The organism is Pseudomonas sp. AC239, assembly GCF_979258545.1.
Genome location: NZ_OZ409864.1, coordinates 479,622 through 497,758, shown reverse-complemented (window position 1 = coordinate 497,758; position 18,137 = coordinate 479,622). Strand labels below are relative to the sequence as shown.

Annotated in this window: 15 protein-coding genes; 14 read left to right on the top strand and 1 reads right to left on the bottom strand. The window is 61.1% G+C overall.

The genetic code is table 11. The annotated features are described in order from the left end of the window. The first annotated feature begins 132 nt into the window (after positions 1–132). The 11 genes from edd to ACZ0AZ_RS02275 all read left to right on the top strand — a co-directional run bounded on the left by edd (position 133) and on the right by ACZ0AZ_RS02275 (position 14,011). Complete coding sequence (gene edd, locus ACZ0AZ_RS02325) at positions 133–1,959, top strand: phosphogluconate dehydratase (RefSeq protein WP_129997491.1); 1,827 nt, start codon at positions 133–135, stop codon at positions 1,957–1,959. Further along, positions 1,956–2,915: a glucokinase gene (locus ACZ0AZ_RS02320; RefSeq protein ID WP_463538643.1), complete on the top strand. Its 960-nt coding sequence runs from the start codon at positions 1,956–1,958 to the stop codon at positions 2,913–2,915. The genes edd and ACZ0AZ_RS02320 overlap by 4 nt, the downstream gene beginning before the upstream one ends. A 179-nt stretch (positions 2,916–3,094) precedes the next feature. After that, positions 3,095–3,826, top strand: coding sequence for a response regulator (locus ACZ0AZ_RS02315; RefSeq protein ID WP_039758123.1), 732 nt, complete (start codon positions 3,095–3,097; stop codon positions 3,824–3,826). After that, positions 3,816–5,285 (top strand): ATP-binding protein, encoded by a 1,470-nt coding sequence (locus ACZ0AZ_RS02310; protein WP_039758121.1) that lies wholly within the window; start codon positions 3,816–3,818, stop codon positions 5,283–5,285. The genes ACZ0AZ_RS02315 and ACZ0AZ_RS02310 overlap by 11 nt, the downstream gene beginning before the upstream one ends. A gap of 194 nt (positions 5,286–5,479) precedes the next feature. Further along, a complete protein-coding gene (locus ACZ0AZ_RS02305; protein ID WP_463538642.1) occupies positions 5,480–6,739 on the top strand; it encodes a D-mannose isomerase in 1,260 nt (419 codons plus the stop codon). Positions 6,740–6,857: 118 nt separating this feature from the next. Continuing rightward, entirely contained in the window at positions 6,858–8,159 is a 1,302-nt protein-coding gene (locus ACZ0AZ_RS02300) for an ABC transporter substrate-binding protein (RefSeq protein ID WP_024014061.1), read from the top strand. A 214-nt stretch (positions 8,160–8,373) separates the two neighbouring features. Further along, positions 8,374–9,282: a carbohydrate ABC transporter permease gene (locus ACZ0AZ_RS02295; protein WP_042607263.1), complete on the top strand. Its 909-nt coding sequence runs from the start codon at positions 8,374–8,376 to the stop codon at positions 9,280–9,282. Further along, complete coding sequence (locus ACZ0AZ_RS02290) at positions 9,275–10,120, top strand: carbohydrate ABC transporter permease (RefSeq protein WP_039758116.1); 846 nt, start codon at positions 9,275–9,277, stop codon at positions 10,118–10,120. The genes ACZ0AZ_RS02295 and ACZ0AZ_RS02290 overlap by 8 nt, the downstream gene beginning before the upstream one ends. Positions 10,121–10,122: 2 nt before the next feature. Next, positions 10,123–11,283 (top strand): ABC transporter ATP-binding protein, encoded by a 1,161-nt coding sequence (locus ACZ0AZ_RS02285; protein ID WP_129997488.1) that lies wholly within the window; start codon positions 10,123–10,125, stop codon positions 11,281–11,283. A 228-nt stretch (positions 11,284–11,511) separates the two neighbouring features. Then, positions 11,512–12,861 (top strand): carbohydrate porin, encoded by a 1,350-nt coding sequence (locus ACZ0AZ_RS02280; protein WP_463538641.1) that lies wholly within the window; start codon positions 11,512–11,514, stop codon positions 12,859–12,861. A 295-nt stretch (positions 12,862–13,156) separates the two neighbouring features. After that, positions 13,157–14,011 (top strand): D-hexose-6-phosphate mutarotase, encoded by an 855-nt coding sequence (locus tag ACZ0AZ_RS02275; RefSeq protein WP_463538640.1) that lies wholly within the window; start codon positions 13,157–13,159, stop codon positions 14,009–14,011. Positions 14,012–14,133: 122 nt separating this feature from the next. Here ACZ0AZ_RS02275 and ACZ0AZ_RS02270 read toward each other — a convergent pair whose 3' ends face one another. Continuing rightward, positions 14,134–14,994: a MurR/RpiR family transcriptional regulator gene (locus ACZ0AZ_RS02270; protein ID WP_169842436.1), complete on the bottom strand. Its 861-nt coding sequence runs from the start codon at positions 14,992–14,994 to the stop codon at positions 14,134–14,136. A 226-nt stretch (positions 14,995–15,220) separates the two neighbouring features. On the opposite strand from ACZ0AZ_RS02270, the gene zwf reads away from it, so the two are divergent. The 3 genes from zwf to ACZ0AZ_RS02255 are packed head-to-tail and all read left to right on the top strand — an operon-like array spanning position 15,221 to position 18,070. Next, positions 15,221–16,687: a glucose-6-phosphate dehydrogenase gene (zwf, locus tag ACZ0AZ_RS02265; protein WP_016773537.1), complete on the top strand. Its 1,467-nt coding sequence runs from the start codon at positions 15,221–15,223 to the stop codon at positions 16,685–16,687. Next, complete coding sequence (pgl, locus tag ACZ0AZ_RS02260; protein ID WP_463538639.1) at positions 16,674–17,387, top strand: 6-phosphogluconolactonase; 714 nt, start codon at positions 16,674–16,676, stop codon at positions 17,385–17,387. Before zwf ends, pgl begins: the two co-directional genes overlap by 14 nt. A gap of 17 nt (positions 17,388–17,404) precedes the next feature. Continuing rightward, entirely contained in the window at positions 17,405–18,070 is a 666-nt protein-coding gene (locus tag ACZ0AZ_RS02255) for a bifunctional 4-hydroxy-2-oxoglutarate aldolase/2-dehydro-3-deoxy-phosphogluconate aldolase (protein WP_463538638.1), read from the top strand. Positions 18,071–18,137 lie beyond the last annotated feature (67 nt).

Genomic DNA, 18,137 nt, shown 5'->3' with positions numbered 1-18,137 from the left:
TTTTATCTACAACGAGTGACCTGAATCAACTGGTCCGAATGGTCAAAAAAGCCGTCTGTCATTCCAACAACAACGGCGTTTGACCAGCATAGACAATCAGGTCGCCACATCCGTTAGCCTGGAGTTCTACACATGCATCCCCGCGTTCTTGAGGTCACCGAACGGCTTATCGCCCGCAGCCGCGCCACGCGTCAGGCTTACCTTGCATTGATTCGCGGCGCCGCCACCGACGGCCCGATGCGCGGCAAGCTGCAATGCGCCAACTTCGCCCACGGCGTGGCCGGTTGCGGCACTGAAGACAAGCACAGCCTGCGGATGATGAACTCGGCAAACATCGCCATTGTGTCTTCGTATAACGACATGCTTTCGGCGCACCAGCCGTACGAAGTTTTCCCGCAACAGATCAAGAACGCCCTGCGCGAAATCGGCTCGGTCGGCCAGTTCGCCGGCGGCACCCCGGCGATGTGCGACGGCGTGACCCAGGGCGAGCCGGGCATGGAACTGAGCCTGCCGAGCCGCGAAGTGATCGCCATGTCGACCGCCGTGGCGCTGTCGCACAACATGTTCGACGGCGCGCTGATGCTCGGCATCTGCGACAAGATCGTTCCGGGTCTGATGATGGGTTCGCTGCGCTTCGGCCATCTGCCGACGATCTTCGTGCCGGGCGGGCCGATGGTTTCGGGGATTTCCAACAAGGAAAAAGCCGACGTCCGGCAGAAATATGCTGAAGGCAAAGCCACCCGCGAAGAGCTGCTGGAATCGGAGATGAAGTCCTACCACAGCCCGGGCACCTGCACGTTCTACGGCACCGCCAACACCAACCAGTTGCTGATGGAAGTCATGGGCCTGCACCTGCCGGGCGCGTCCTTCGTCAACCCGAACACACCGTTGCGTGACGCGCTGACCCGTGAAGCCGCGCATCAGGTCACGCGCCTGACCAAGCAGAACGGCAACTTCATGCCGATCGGCGAAATCGTCGACGAGAAGGCGCTGGTCAACTCCATCGTTGCCCTGCACGCCACTGGCGGTTCGACCAACCACACCCTGCACATGCCGGCCATCGCCATGGCCGCAGGCATCCAACTGACCTGGCAGGACATGGCCGACCTCTCCGAAGTCGTGCCGACCCTGAGCCACGTTTACCCGAACGGTAAAGCCGACATCAACCACTTCCAGGCCGCGGGCGGCATGTCGTTCCTGATCCGCGAACTGCTTGGCGCCGGCCTGCTGCACGAAGACGTCAACACCGTGCTCGGCCACGGCCTGAGCCAGTACACCAAAGAGCCGTTCCTCGATAACGGCGAACTGGTCTGGCGCGAAGGCCCGACCAACAGCCTCGACGAAAACATTTTGCGTCCGGTGTCCCGTGCGTTCTCGCAAGAAGGCGGACTGCGGGTGATGGAAGGCAATCTCGGTCGCGGGGTGATGAAGGTTTCCGCCGTTGCGCTGGAGAACCAGATCGTCGAAGCACCGGCGATGGTCTTCCAGGATCAGCAGGACCTGGCGGACGCATTCAAGGCCGGTCTGCTGGAGAAGGATTTTGTCGCGGTGATGCGCTTCCAGGGCCCGCGTTCCAACGGCATGCCCGAGCTGCACAAGATGACGCCGTTCCTCGGCGTATTGCAGGATCGCGGCTTCAAAGTCGCGCTGGTGACCGACGGGCGCATGTCCGGCGCGTCGGGGAAAATCCCCGCAGCGATTCACGTCAGCCCGGAAGCTTATGTCGGTGGCGCTTTGGCGCGCGTGCAAGAGGGCGATATCATCCGCGTCGATGGCGTCAAAGGCACCTTGGAACTGAAGGTCGACGCCGCCGAATTTGCAGCGCGCGAACCCGCCAAAGGCCTGTTGGGCAACAACATCGGCAGCGGCCGCGAGCTGTTTGGCTTCATGCGCATGGCCTTCAGCTCGGCGGAGCAGGGCGCCAGCGCCTTCACTTCTGCCCTGGAGACGCTTAATTGAAACTGGCTTTGGTCGGTGACATCGGAGGCACCAACGCGCGGTTCGCGTTGTGGCAAAACCAGCAACTGCAATCGGTTCAGGTGCTGGCCACGGCCGACTTTGCCACCCCGGAAGAGGCAATCGCCTTGTACCTGAGCGGGCTCGGGCTGGCGCCGGGTTCGATCGGCTCGGTGTGCCTGTCGGTGGCAGGTCCGGTGAGTGGCGATGAATTCAAATTCACCAACAATCACTGGCGGCTCAGCCGCAGCGCATTCTGCAAGACCTTGCAGGTCGAGCAGTTGTTGCTGACCAACGACTTCTCGGCGATGGCGCTGGGCATGACCCGCTTGCAGCCCGGCGAATTCCGCGTGGTTTGCGAAGGCACGCCGGAGCCGTTGCGCCCGGCGGTGGTGATCGGCCCGGGCACTGGCCTGGGGGTTGGCACTTTGCTCGATCTCGGCGAAGGGCGCTTTGCCGCGTTGCCGGGCGAGGGCGGCCACGTCGACCTGCCGCTGAGCAGCCCGCGGGAAACGCAGCTGTGGCAACACATCTACAACGAGATCGGCCATGTCAGCGCGGAAACCGCGTTGAGCGGCGGCGGCCTGCCGCGCCTTTACCGGGCAATCTGCGCGGTGGATGGCCATGAGCCGAAGCTTGAGACGCCGGAAGCGATCACCGCCGCCGGCCTTGCCGGTGATCCGATCGCTTTGGAAGTGCTCGAGCAATTCTGCTGCTGGCTCGGTCGCGTCGCCGGCAACAACGTGCTCACCACCGGCGCGCGCGGCGGCGTGTTTATCGTTGGCGGGGTGATTCCTCGGTTCGCCGATTTCTTCCTCGAAAGCGGCTTCGCCCGCTGCTTCGCCGACAAGGGTTGCATGAGCCACTACTTCAAAGGCATCCCGGTGTGGCTGGTGACCGCGCCGTATTCCGGCCTGGTCGGCGCCGGTGTGGCGCTGGACCAGGCCACCCGAACCTGAACTGCAATCATCCCTGTGGGAGCGAGCCTGCTCGCGAAAGCGGTGTATCAGTCAACAGATGTGTTGAAGGTAAAACCGATTCGCGAGCAGTCTCGCTCCCACAATGGTTTTGTGGTGTTTGTAAAATCAGCGCTTAAGGCATAATCCGCCCCAACTCCAACAACAAGGATGCCTTCGAAGTGAGCTCAGTCAACAAGTCGATATTGTTGGTCGATGACGACCAGGAAATACGCGAGTTGCTGGAAACCTACCTGACCCGCGCCGGGTTTCAGGTGCGGGCCACCGCCGATGGTGCCGGTTTTCGTCAGGCCCTCAACGAGGCGCCGAGCGATCTGGTGATCCTCGATGTGATGCTGCCCGACGAAGACGGTTTCAGCCTGTGCCGCTGGGTGCGCCAGCATCCGCGTCAGGCGCAGGTGCCGATCATCATGCTGACCGCCAGTTCCGACGAAGCCGACCGGGTGATCGGTCTGGAGCTCGGCGCCGACGACTACCTCGGCAAACCGTTCAGCCCGCGCGAACTGCAAGCGCGGATCAAGGCCCTGCTGCGCCGCGCGCAATTCGCCCACGAACGCAGCGGCAGTGAAGTGTTGGCTTTCGACGACTGGCGCTTGGACACGGTCAGTCATCGGCTGTTCCACACCGACGGCGAGGAAGTGATTCTTTCCGGCGCCGATTTTGCTTTGCTGAAACTGTTCCTCGACCACCCGCAGCAAATCCTCGACCGCGACACCATCGGCAACGCCACCCGTGGCCGCGATCTGATGCCGCTCGATCGCATCGTCGACATGGCCGTCAGCCGTTTGCGCCAACGCCTGCGCGACACCGAGAAACCGCCACGGCTGATCCGCACCGTGCGCGGCAGCGGTTATCAGTTGGCAGCCAATGTGGTTGCCGGCAATGCTCACTGAAGCGCTGCGCAAGTTCGCCAGCCGCGTGCCGGTGCCGCGCTCACTGCTCGGGCGAATGTTGCTGCTGACCCTGCTGGCGGTGCTGTTCGCGCAGACGCTGTCGAGCGTGATCTGGGTCTCGCAACTGCGCGCCACCCAGCTCGAAGGCCTGGTCACCAGTGCCCGCAGCCTGGCGCATTCGATGACCGCCAGCGTCAGCTATTTCCGTTCCTTGCCGGTGGCCTATCGGCCGCTGGTGCTCGATCAATTGCGCAGCATGGGCGGCACCCGATTTGTCGTGACGCTCAATGACAAGCCGCTGGGCATGGACGTGCTGCCGGTGACGCCGCGCAAGGCTGCGGTGATGCAAGCAGTGGACGAAGTGCTGCGCCAGTCCCTCGGTCATGACACGGACATTTCGGTGACCTTCGTCAGCCCCGAAGACCTGCGGATTTTCAACGCCGGGCTGAAACTTGATGAGCTGCCGCGCTCCTGGGCGCATTACGCGCTGACCCTGGAGCCGGTGAATCCGCCGGTGCTGGTCACGCAGATTCAAATGGCTCCGGGGGAGTGGCTGTACATCGCCTCGTTGCTGCCCGAGCCCTACACCAGTCTCGAAGAGCAAGGCCTGCCGGCGCAGCAGGTGTGGTTTATCGTCCTCACCAGCGGCTTTCTTTTGTTGTTCATCGGTTTGCTGGTGCACTGGCAGAGCCGGCCGCTCAAGCGCCTGGCGCGAGCAGCGCGGGATCTGTCGCTGGGTGCCGATGTCGAGCCGGTGGCGGAGGGTGGTGGCAGTGAAGTGGTCGAAGTCGGCCGCGCGTTCAACACCATGCGCGAACGCATCAGCCGCTACCTGACCGAACGCAGCCAGTTGTTCAGCGCGATTTCCCACGACCTGCGCACGCCGATCACGCGCCTGCGCTTGCGCGTCGAACTGCTCGAAGATGAACAGCTGCAAGCCAAGTTCGGCCGCGATCTGGATGAGCTGGAGCTGCTGGTCAAAGGCGCGCTGCAATGCGTCAAGGACACCGACATCCACGAGAACATCGAGCCGGTGGATCTCAATCATGTGCTCGATTGTCTGGTCGAGCCTTACCTGGCGCCGAACGGCAATGGCCGCGTCACTCAACATGGCCGCGCGCTGTCGGCGTACCCGGGCAAACCGCTGGCGCTCAAGCGCTGCATCGGCAACCTGATCGACAACGCCTTGAAATACGGGCAGAACGCGCATCTGCACATCGATGACGATGACAGCGCGTTTGTTCTGCACGTCGACGATGAAGGGCCGGGCGTACCGCAGCAGCGGTTGGAGCAAGTGTTCGAACCGCATTTCCGTTTGGCGGGGCAACAGCAGGGCTACGGACTGGGTCTGGGTATCGCGCGCAATATTGCCCACAGCCATGGCGGCGAGGTGACGCTGCAGAATCTGCGTGAGGGTGGGTTGCGGGTGACGTTGCAGTTGCCGCGCTCGGTTGATTGAAGATCAAAGGATCGCAGCCTTCGGCAGCTCATGGAAACGCATTTCAAATGCAGGAGCTGCCGAAGGCTGCGATCTTTTGACTTTGCTTTGCTAATGTCACAGGCCCGTGACAAACCCCGTCCCCTTCGTTACAAGCCCGCCCCGGCCCGTTGATTAGACTGCCCGCAGTCCTAACAACAAAAAAGGGTCACGCGATGGACACCTTTCACCCAGACTTCAGCAGTTGGCTGAACGCTCCTGCCCACCAGCAATGGCTCGCTGCCGAAGGCCTGCGTCTGCTGGATTTCGCCAAGGCGGCGAAGTTGCCAGAAGGTTTCGGCAATCTCGACGAACGCGGCCGTTTGCCGGCGCACGCGCAAGCCGAAACCATGAACACCGCGCGCATGACCCACAGCTTCGCCATGGCCCACATTCAGGGCCTGCCGGGGTTTGCCGAACTGGTCGACCACGGTATCGCCGCGTTGCGCGGGCCATTGCGTGATGCGTTGCACGGCGGCTGGTTTGCAGTTGCCGAACACCGCGACGACAACACCGGCAAGAACGCCTACCTGCACGCCTTCGTCGCGCTGGCCGCCAGCTCTGCCGTAGTCGCGCAACGGCCCGGTGCCCAGGCTTTGCTCGATGACGCGATCGACATCATCGACACTTATTTCTGGAGCGAAGAAGAGGGCGCCATGCGCGAATTCTTCAATCGCGACTGGAGCGAAGAGGAAGCCTATCGCGGCGCCAACAGCAACATGCACGCGACCGAAGCGTTCCTTGCGCTGGCTGATGTCACTGAAGACCCACGCTGGCTGGTGCGCGCCCAGCGCATCGTTGAACGAGTGATTCATGGTCACGCTGCGGCCAACGATTACATGGTCATCGAACACTTCGATCGCGACTGGCAACCGCTGCGCGAATACAACCACGACAACCCCGCTGACGGTTTCCGTCCTTACGGCACCACGCCGGGCCACGGTTTCGAATGGGCGCGCTTGCTCCTGCACCTTGAGGCCGCACGGGTGCAAGCCGGCATGCTCACGCCCGGCTGGCTGGCCGTGGATGCGCAAAAACTCTTCGAAAACAATTGCCGCCACGGCTGGAATGTCGATGGCGCGCCGGGCATCGTCTACACCCTCGACTGGAATAACCAAGCCGTGGTTCGCCATCGCCTGCACTGGACGCATGCCGAAGCCAGCGCCGCCGCCAGCGCTTTGCTCAAGCGCACCGGCGACGCGCAATACGAAACCTGGTACCGACTGTTCTGGGATTTCTGCGAGACGAATTTCATCGACCGCTGCAACGGCAGCTGGCATCACGAACTCAATCCGCAGAATGTCCCCAGTGCCGATATCTGGCCGGGCAAGCCCGATCTGTATCACGCCTGGCAGGCTGTGCTGATTCCACGATTACCGCTGGCGCCAAGCATGGCCACGGCTTTGGCGCAGTTGTCGCGGCCTGTTCCTGTGTAACCATGTCGTGACATTTACGCGTCCCTTCGTTACCTGCGAAGCGAAACGCTCTGTTTAAACTCCGTGCAGCGCAAGCACCAGACTTGCAATGCATAACAACAAGAAAGGTACATTTCGAATGAATGCGATTTCTCGCCTCGCTACTGTCATTTCTGTCGCCTCCCTGTTCCCGCTCGCAATCCTGCCGCTCAGTGTCTCCGCTGCCGACTCCAAAGGTTCGGTCGAAGTCGTGCACTGGTGGACTTCCGGTGGCGAAAAAGCCGCTGTTGATGTGCTCAAGGCCCAAGTCGAAAAAGACGGTTTCACCTGGAAAGACGGCGCTGTCGCCGGGGGTGGCGGTGCGACTGCCATGACCGTACTGAAGAGCCGCGCCGTTGCCGGCAACCCGCCAGGCGTCGCGCAGATCAAAGGCCCGGACATCCAGGAATGGGCATCGACCGGCCTTCTCGACACCGACGTTTTGAAAGATGTCGCCAAGTCGGAAAAATGGGACAGCCTGCTCGACAAGAAGGTCTCCGACACCGTGAAGTACGACGGTGATTACGTGGCCGTGCCGGTGAACATTCACCGTGTGAACTGGCTGTGGATCAACCCGGAAGTCTTCAAGAAAGCCGGCATCACCAAAAATCCAACCACCCTCGAAGAGTTCTACGCCGCCGGCGACAAGCTGAAAGCCGCTGGCTTCATTCCGCTGGCCCACGGCGGTCAGCCTTGGCAGGACAGCACCGTGTTCGAAGCGGTGGTGCTCTCGGTCATGGGCGTGGACGGCTACAAGAAAGCCCTGGTCGACCTCGACAACAAAGCGCTGACCGGCCCGGAAATGGTCAAAGCGCTCACTGAGCTGAAGAAAGTCGCGACCTACATGGACGCGGACGGCAAAGGCCAGGACTGGAACCTCGAAGCGGCCAAGGTCATCAACGGCAAGGCCGGCATGCAGATCATGGGTGACTGGGCCAAGTCCGAATGGACCGCCGCCAAGAAAGTCGCCGGCAAGGATTACGAGTGCGTAGCGTTCCCGGGCACCGACAAGGCGTTCACCTACAACATCGACTCGCTGGCCGTGTTCAAGCAGAAGGACGCCGGCACTGCGGCCGGTCAGCAGGACATTGCCAAAGTCGTGCTGGGTGAGAACTTCCAGAAAGTCTTCAGCATCAACAAAGGCTCGATCCCGGTGCGCAACGACATGTTGAACAACATGGACAAGCTCGGCTTCGACTCCTGCGCACAGACCGCTGCCAAGGACTTCCTCGCGGACGCCAAATCCGGCGGCCTGCAACCAAGCATGGCGCACAACATGGCGACCACGCTGGCCGTGCAAGGCGCGTTCTTTGACGTAGTCACCAACTACATCAACGACCCGAAAGCCGACCCGGCCGATGCGGCGAAGAAACTCGGCGCGGCGGTTCAGTCGGCCAAGTAATGCTTGGCCCCTGTGGGAGTGGGCGTTTGTGGTGAGGGGATTCATCCCCGATGGGTTGCGAAGCGACCCCGGAAAGTTGCAGCGGTGCAGTGTGTGAAATACCGCATGTAATGATTTCGCGACTGCTGCGCAGTCGATCGGGGATAAATCCCCTCGCCACAGGGCTCACTCCTACAAGGGAATGCTTTCGTAAACCCTTATTGTGGATTTCCCCATGAGTTCTGTTGCTGTGTTCAGCAAGGCCTCGCCGTTCGATGCATTGCAACGCTGGCTGCCAAAACTGGTGCTGGCGCCGAGCATGTTCATCGTGCTGGTGGGCTTCTATGGCTACATCCTGTGGACGTTCATTCTGTCGTTCACCACCTCGACCTTCCTGCCCAACTACAAGTGGGCCGGCCTGGCGCAATACGCGCGGTTGTTCGACAACGATCGCTGGTGGGTGGCGAGCAAGAACCTCGCCGTGTTCGGCGGCATGTTCATCGGCATCACCCTGGTGATCGGCGTGTTGCTGGCGGTCTTCCTCGATCAGCGCATCCGTCGCGAAGGCTTCATCCGCACCATTTATCTGTACCCGATGGCGCTCTCGATGATCGTCACCGGTACCGCGTGGAAATGGCTGCTCAACCCGGGCATGGGCCTGGACAAATTGTTGCGTGACTGGGGCTGGGAAGGCTTCCGTCTGGACTGGCTGATCGACCCCGATCGCGTGGTCTACTGCCTGGTGATCGCCGCTGTGTGGCAAGCCTCGGGCTTCATCATGGCGATGTTCCTCGCCGGCCTGCGTGGCGTCGATCAATCGATCATCCGCGCGGCGCAGATCGACGGCGCGAGCATGCCGCGCATCTACTGGAAAGTCGTGCTGCCAAGCCTGCGTCCGGTGTTCTTCAGTGCGGTGATGATCCTGGCGCACATCGCGATCAAGAGCTTCGACCTCGTTGCGGCAATGACCGCCGGCGGCCCGGGTTATTCCTCCGACCTGCCAGCGATGTTCATGTATTCCTTCACCTTCAGTCGCGGCCAGATGGGCATGGGCTCGGCCAGTGCGATTCTGATGCTCGGTGCGATCCTCGCGATCATCGTGCCTTACCTGTACTCCGAGCTGAGGACCAAGCGTAATGACTAGTCTCGCTGCCAAACCCGCCATCAGCTTGAGCCGCATCGCGATCTACGCGGTGCTGATCCTCGCGGTGTTCCTCTATCTGGTGCCGCTGGTGGTCATGTTGCTGACCAGCTTCAAGACCCCGGAAGACATCAGCACCGGCAACCTGTTGAGCTGGCCGACCGTGGTCAGCGGCATCGGCTGGGTCAAGGCCTGGGCCACGGTTGACGGCTACTTCTGGAACTCGATCAAGATCACCGTTCCGGCGGTAATCATTTCCACCGCCATCGGTGCGTTGAACGGTTACGTGCTGTCGATGTGGCGCTTCCGTGGTTCGCAGTTGTTCTTCGGTCTGCTGCTGTTCGGCTGCTTCCTGCCGTTCCAGACCGTGCTGCTGCCGGCCTCGTTCACCCTCGGCAAGATGGGCCTGGCAAGCACCACCACCGGCCTGGTCTTCGTGCACGTGGTCTACGGTCTGGCGTTCACCACGCTGTTCTTCCGCAACTACTACGTGAGCATTCCCGATGCGCTGGTCAAGGCTGCGCGTCTGGATGGCGCGGGGTTCTTCACGATTTTCCGCCGCATCATTCTGCCGATGTCGACGCCGATCATCATGGTCTGCCTGATCTGGCAGTTCACCCAGATCTGGAATGACTTTCTCTTCGGGGTGGTGTTCTCCAGCGGTGATTCGCAACCGATCACCGTGGCGCTCAATAACCTGGTCAACACCAGCACCGGCGCCAAGGAATACAACGTGGATATGGCAGCGGCGATGATCGCCGGCCTGCCGACCCTGCTGGTCTATGTGGTCGCAGGCAAGTATTTCGTGCGCGGGCTGACGGCCGGCGCGGTCAAGGGGTAATCATGGCTACGCTTGAACTTCGCAACGTAAACAAGACCTACGGGGCCGGCCTGCCGGATACCCTGAAGAACATCGAACTGTCGATCAAGGACGGTGAATTCCTGATCCTTGTCGGCCCGTCGGGCTGCGGCAAATCGACCTTGATGAACTGCATCGCCGGGCTGGAAACCATCACCGGCGGCGCGATCATGATCGGTGACCAGGACGTCAGCGGCATGAGCCCCAAGGATCGCGACATCGCCATGGTGTTCCAGTCCTACGCGCTGTATCCGACCATGAGCGTGCGCGAGAACATCGAGTTCGGCCTGAAGATTCGCAAGATGCCGCAGGCAGCGATCGACGAAGAAGTCGCCCGCGTGGCCAAGCTGTTGCAGATCGAACACCTGCTCAATCGCAAGCCGGGCCAGCTCTCCGGTGGTCAGCAACAGCGCGTGGCGATGGGCCGTGCTCTGGCGCGGCGGCCGAAGATCTATCTGTTCGACGAACCGCTGTCCAACCTCGACGCCAAGCTGCGCGTCGAGATGCGCACCGAAATGAAACTGATGCACCAGCGCCTGAAAACCACCACGGTCTACGTGACCCACGACCAGATCGAAGCAATGACCCTGGGCGATAAAGTCGCGGTGATGAAGGACGGCATCATTCAGCAGTTCGGTACGCCGAAAGACATCTATAACGATCCGGCGAACCTGTTCGTGGCGAGCTTCATCGGTTCGCCGCCGATGAACTTCATCCCCCTGCGTTTGCAGCGCAAGGACGGTCGTCTGCTGGCGCTGCTCGACAGCGGCCAGGCGCGTTGCGAATTGCCGATGAGCATGCAGGACGCCGGGCTTGAAGATCGCGAAGTGATCCTCGGCCTGCGCCCGGAGCAGATCTGCCTGGCGAACGGCGAGGGCAATGGTCTGCCGAGCATCCGCACTGAAGTGCAGGTCACTGAACCGACCGGCCCGGACACGCTGGTATTCGTCAACCTGAATGACACCAAGGTCTGCTGCCGACTGGCGCCGGACGTGGCACCGCAGGTGGGCGAAAGCCTGACGCTGCAGTTCGATCCGTCGAAAGTGTTGTTGTTTGATGCCAACACCGGTGAGCGTCTGGGCACTGCCGGCCAACCGCAGACCGATGCGCGGTCTGCGAACGTCGCCCAGTTCAAGGGGCGCTGAGGAACAAATGTGGGAGCGAGCTTTTGTGGCGAGGGGATTTATCCCCGTTGGGTCGCGCAGCGGCCCCATAAAAGCGGGGTCTGCTACGCAGCCCATCGGGGATAAATCCCCTCGCCACAGGGTTCACTCCTATAAGGAGCACGCGGTGTCCGGCCTGTCGAGCACTGCACTTTATGTAAACCGCGTTAGATAAAAACAGTTAATAACAATAAAGACGAGGATGTAGGGATGAAAAAGAAACACGTCAATGCCCGGTTGATCTGCCAGGTTTCTGCGGCAGCTGCACTGGTGCTGGCCGGTAATGCGATGGCGGCGGATGCGTTCAGCTCCGACTCCAAATGGATGACCGGCGACTGGGGCGGCGAGCGCACCAAGCTGATCGAGCAGGGTATCGACATCAAGGCCGACTACGTTGGCGAGATGGGCGCCAACCTGCACGGGGGTTATGACGACGACAAGACCGGCCGCTACAGCGACCAGTTTGGCCTCGGCGTGGCCCTCGACCTGCAGAAGCTGTGGGGCTGGGACAATACGCAAGCGAAGATCCAGCTGACCAACCGTAACGGCTACAACATCTCCAACGACCGCGTTGGCGATCCGCGTGCCGGCACCCTCAGCTCCTCGCAGGAGGTCTACGGCCGTGGCCACATGGTGCGTCTGACCCAGTTGTGGATCCAGCACCAGTTCTTCGACAACAAGCTCGACGTCAAGGCCGGTTATTTCGGCGAAGGCGAAGACTTCAACACCTTCCCGTGCGATTTCCAGAACCTCGCGTTCTGCGGTTCGCAAGTGGGTAACTGGGCAACCAACATCTGGTACAACTGGCCAGTCAGCCAGGCCGCGATCCGCGTGAAGTACAACATCAACGACGAGCTCTACGCGCAGATCGGTGCGTACAACCAGAACCCGTCGCAGCTGGAACACGGCAACGGCTTCAAGCTCAGCGGCAGTGGCACCAAGGGTACCGTTCTGCCGGTTGAATTGGTCTGGTCGCCGAAGGTCAACAGCCTGCCGGGCGAATACCGCGTCGGTTACTACAAGAGCACGGCCGATGCCGACGACGTTCGCGAAGACGTCAACGGTTTCGACGCGGCGACCACCGGTGACGCCTACAAATCGCACAACAGCAAAAGCGGTTACTGGTTCGTCGCGCAGCAGCAACTCACCAGCCACAACGGTGATGCGACTCGCGGTCTGAACATCGCCGCCAACGCGACCTTCCACGACAAGGACACCAACTTCATCGACAACTACCAGTCGGTGATGTTTGTCTACAAAGGCCCGTTCGATGCCCGTCCGAAAGATGACATCGGTATTGGCGCAGCGCGTATCCACGTCAACAAGGACGTCAAGCGCAACGCTGAACTGCTGAACGCTGCCAACGGTGTGTCCGACTACGACAACGCCGCGTTCTCGCCGATTCGTGAGACCGAATACAACTACGAACTCAACTACGGCTTCCACGTCACCAACTGGCTGACCGTGCGTCCCAACCTGCAATACATCACCCATCCGGGCGGTGTGGATGAAGTCGATAACGCGTTGGTCGCTGGCCTGAAAATTCAGTCTACGTTCTGACGCGTCTGCGATAAGCTCCTCTCTATGTGCGCATATTTGCGGACAGCCCAGGCTGTCCGCTTTTTTTTGCGAGAACCGCAGAAAGGGTTGGGTCGTACGCATTTGTGGTGAGGGGATTTATCCCCGCTGGGCTGCGAAGCGGCCCTGAAACCATTCAGCGAGGTGTATCAGCCAGATTGTGTTTATCGGATTTGGGGCCGCTTCGCGACCCAGCGGGGATAAATCCCCTCGCCACAAAGTGCTATGCAAGACTTTTGGATTGATAAGTACCCCATGATTTTCAGGACCGTAGCCAATGCATGAGCATCCGCTGCAACGCTTCTTCAAATCCCTGCGCGAGCGACCGGTGTTCGCCTGGGAGCGCTATCAGATGCGCGACGTGTTGGTGATCGATCATCCGTTGTGTCAGGCGGTGTTCAGTCGGCAGGGGGCGCAATTGCTGCACTTTCAGCCGCGTGGGCAAAAACCGTGGTTGTGGTGCGCGGCGAAGTGGCCGCATGTCGGCGCGATTCGCGGTGGCGTGCCGGTGTGCTGGCCTTGGTATGGCCGTCATCCAAGCGAAAATGCGTGGCCGTCGCACGGTTGGGCGCGATTGCTCGACTGGAAGTTGCTCGACAGCAGCAGCGCCGAAGACGGCGTGCGCCTGCACTGGCAATTGCAGCTGTGCGATTGGCAGGTCGACCTGCATGCGCATCTGGGCGAACGCATGGAATTACGCCTGAGTACCGAGCATCAAGACGACATGCCGTGCCAGTTGAGCCAGGCTTTGCACGCTTACTGGCGTATTGGCGATGTCGGCGAGATAGCGCTGTCTGGCCTCGAAGGTGCGCAGGGTTATGATCAGTTGAATCGTCAAGTTTGCCAGCAGGAAGGCGAGTTGCGCGTCGATGGTGGTTGTCAGCGAGTGTTCCAGCATGACGGCGAATTGCAGCTCAAGGATCACGCTTGGCAACGCGAGTTGTGCATCGATACCGGCGACAGTGGCGACACCGTCGTCTGGCATCCCGGCGCGCGGCCGTTGCTGGGAGTGAGCTGGGACGAGGTATCGGAATTCGTTTGCGTAGAAGCAACGGCGGGCGGCACCGACAGCCTGCATCTGGCGCCGGGGGAGAAGGCGCATTTGAGTTTGCAGGCGTGGGCGGCGGCTTGATCGTTCCCACGCTCCGCGTGGGAATGCAGCCCGGGACGCTCTGCGTCCCTTTCGGAGCCGGAACGCGGAGCGTCCCTTGAGGCATTCCCACGCAGAGCGTGGGAACGATCAGCCGACAGAGATCAGTTGAATTCATCCCCAACCGGATACCGGCTGGCATTCAAGCTCTCTTTGATCTTGCGCAGATGCGGCTGGAAATCCACGCCACGGCGCAAGGTCATCCCCGTCGCCAACACATCCAGCACCGTCAACTGAATGATCCGCGAGGTCATCGGCATATAAATGTCGGTGTCTTCCGGCAACGGAATATTCAGGCTCAAGGTACTGGCTTTGGCCAGCGGCGAATTCTCCGCCGTCAGGCCCAGCACCGAAGCACCGTTCTCCCGGGCGATCCGTGCCACTTCCACCAGCTCGCGGGTTCGCCCGGTGTAGGAAATGATCACGAACAGCTCACCGGTGTGCGCCACCGAAGCAATCATTCGCTGCATCAGCACATCGGCATGCGCGGTGACCGCGAGGTTGAAGCGGAAGAACTTGTGCTGCGCATCGAGCGCCACCGGGGCTGAAGCGCCGAGGCCGAAGAAATGGATCTGCCGGGCCTGGATCAACAGGTCGACGGCGCGGCTGATCAGGTTCGGGTCGAGTGCCTGGCAAGCGCTGTCCAGAGAGGCGATGGCGCTGCCGAAAATCTTCTGCGTGTACGCCTCGGGATTGTCATCGGCCTCGACCGCGCGGCTGACATACGCCGCGCCACTGGCCAGGCTCTGCGCCAATTGCAGCTTGAGCTCGGGGTAACCGCTGACACCGAACGAACGGCAGAAACGGTTGACCGTCGGCTCGCTCACCGAAGCGGCCTGGGCGAGGGCGGCGATGCTGAAGCGGGTGGCCTGCTGCGGGTTGAGCAGGATCACCTCGGCGACCTTACGTTCGGCCTTGTTCAGCTCTTCAAGGCGACTCTGGATCTGTTCCAGTAAATTTCGCACGCGGTCCATATGGAATTCCTGATTCACCGACGCAGAGTTGCGTCGGGCTATGCAAATTGGGCCTTTGATATGGCCCGTGACGGTGGCCTATCCTACTGATGCGTCCGGGCGACCACCACTCGGATTGAGTATTCTGCGAAAATGTTGTGGTTATTACTACATTTTCCCTTGAGTGATGCCTTGAAAAAAGGTATTTGTAGCTTAACTTGATAAAAGAACAAACATCATGCCTTCTATTACGGTTGAACCGTGCACCTTTGCCTTGTTCGGCGCGCTTGGCGATCTGGCCCTGCGCAAGCTGTTTCCTGCCCTGTATCACCTTGACGGTGCCGATCTGCTGCATGAGGACACGCGCATCATCGCGCTGGCCCGTGAGCCCGGCAGCGAGCAGCAGCACATGGCGTTCATCGCCGCCGAATTGCGCCGTTACGTCGGCAAAGAGCTGAACGAAACCGTGGCTGAGCGCTTTCTCGCGCGCCTGACCTATCTGCATGTCGATTTCCTCAAGGCTGAAGATTACGTGGCGCTGGCGGAACTGGCCGGCAGCAGTCAGCGCATGATCGCGTACTTCGCCACCCCGGCAGCGGTGTACGGCGCAATCTGCGAGAACCTGGAAAAAGTCGGTCTGGCCGAAAATACTCGAGTGGTGCTGGAAAAACCGATCGGCTCTGACCTGGAGTCGTCGCGCAAGGTCAACGACGCCGTCGCGCAGTTCTTCCCGGAAGACCGCACCTACCGCATCGACCACTATCTGGGCAAAGAGACCGTTCAAAACCTGATCGCCCTGCGTTTCGCCAACAGCCTGTTCGAAACCCAGTGGAACCAGAACTACATTTCCCACGTGGAAATCACCGTCGCCGAGAAGGTCGGCATCGAAGGCCGCTGGGGCTATTTCGACAAGGCCGGCCAACTGCGCGACATGATCCAGAATCACCTGCTGCAGCTGCTCTGCCTGATTGCCATGGATCCGCCGGCCGACCTGTCCGCCGACAGCATCCGTGACGAAAAGGTAAAAGTGCTCAAGGCACTCGCGCCGATCAGCCCGGAAGGCCTGACCACGCAAGTCGTGCGCGGCCAGTACATCGCCGGCCACAGCGAAGGTAAATCCGTTCCGGGTTACCTCGAAGAACCGAATTCCAACACCCAGAGCGACACCGAAACCTTCGTCGCCCTGCGTGCCGACATCCGCAACTGGCGCTGGGCCGGCGTGCCGTTCTACCTGCGTACCGGCAAGCGTATGCCGCAGAAGCTGTCGCAGATCGTCATCCACTTCAAGGAACCGTCGCACTACATCTTCGCCCCGGAGCAGCGCCTGCAGATCAGCAACAAACTGATCATCCGCCTGCAACCGGACGAAGGCATTTCCTTGCGCGTGATGACCAAGGAACAGGGCCTGGACAAGGGCATGCAACTGCGCAGCGGGCCGCTGCAACTGAATTTCTCCGACACCTGGCGTAGCGCGCGGATCCCCGATGCCTACGAGCGGTTGTTGCTGGAAGTGATGAACGGCAATCAGAACCTGTTTGTCCGTAAAGATGAAATTGAAGCCGCGTGGAAGTGGTGTGACCAGTTGATCGCCGGGTGGAAGAAATCCGGTGACGCGCCCAAGCCGTATGCGGCCGGGTCGTGGGGGCCGATGAGCTCCATTGCTTTGATCACGCGGGACGGGAGGTCGTGGTATGGCGATATCTGATGTGCAACTGCCGGCGGGCGTGATTGCCCGCGGATTCAACAGCCCGGTGCTGCTCGCCGAAGGCCTGGCGCTGAACGTTGCCAAGCAACTGAGCGACGCCATTGCGGCGCGCGGCAACGCGGTACTGGTGGTGTCCGGCGGGCGCAGCCCGGTAGCGTTTTTCCAGCACTTGGCCAAGCAGGAGCTGGACTGGTCGAAAGTCGTCGTGACCCTTGCCGACGAGCGCTGGGTGCCGGTCGAGCACGCCGACAGCAATGCCGGCCTGCTCAAGCAATACCTGCTTAAGGGCCCGGCAGCCAAGGCGCAATTTCTCAGTCTCTACAGCGCGGCAGCCAACGTTGAGCAGGCCGCCGAGCAGGCTGACCGTTTGCTCGCCGAGTTGCCGCCGATCGACGTACTGGTGCTGGGCATGGGCGATGACGGCCACACCGCGTCGCTGTTCCCCGACAGCCCGAACCTGACTGAGGCGTTGCAGGCCGACGGCACGCGCCGTTGCTGGCCGATGCTGGCGCCCAGCGTGCCGCGGCAGCGCCTGACCATGAGCCGCGCGCTGCTGGCCTCGGCTAAGCACAAGATCCTGTCGATTTCCGGTCAGTCGAAACTGACCACCCTGAATGCCGCGCTGGCATCCGACGACGTCGCGGCCATGCCGGTGCGCGCGTTTCTGCAACCTACGTTAGAGATTTACTGGTGCCCATGAGCCAAGGAACAGCCGCTATGACAACCCCATCCCCGACCGTTTCCATGGCGGACAAAGTTGCCCTGATCGACAGTCTCTGCGCCACGGCGCGGATCCTGCCAGTGATCACCATCGCCCGCGAACAGGACGTGCTGCCACTGGCCGACGCGCTCGCCGCCGGTGGCCTGACCGCGCTGGAAGTGACCCTGCGTTCGCAGTTCGGCCTCAAGGCGATTCAGATCCTGCGTGAACAGCGTCCGGAATTGATGACCGGTGCCGGCACCGTGCTCGACCGCAACATGCTCGCAGCAGCGGAAGCGGCAGGCTCGCAATTCATCGTCACCCCGGGCATCACCCGCGACCTGCTCGAAGCCAGCGTCGACAGCCCGATTCCGCTGTTGCCAGGCATCAGCAACGCCTCGGGGATTATGGAAGGCTACGGCCTGGGCTATCGCCGCTTCAAGCTGTTCCCGGCGGAAGTCAGCGGTGGCGTGGCGGCAATCAAGGCCCTTGGCGGCCCGTTCGGCGAAGTGAAATTCTGCCCGACTGGTGGCGTCGGCCCGGCCAATATCAAGAGCTACATGGCGCTGAAAAACGTCATGTGCGTGGGCGGTAGCTGGATGCTCGATCCGGAGTGGATCAAGAATGGCGACTGGGCGCGCATTCAGGAATGCACCGCCGAGGCCCTGGCGCTGCTGGACTGATTGTTACCTGACACTTCGTTGTGTGCTTTACGGCTTTATGGTGCGCTTGGTCGGCGCACCTTTTTTT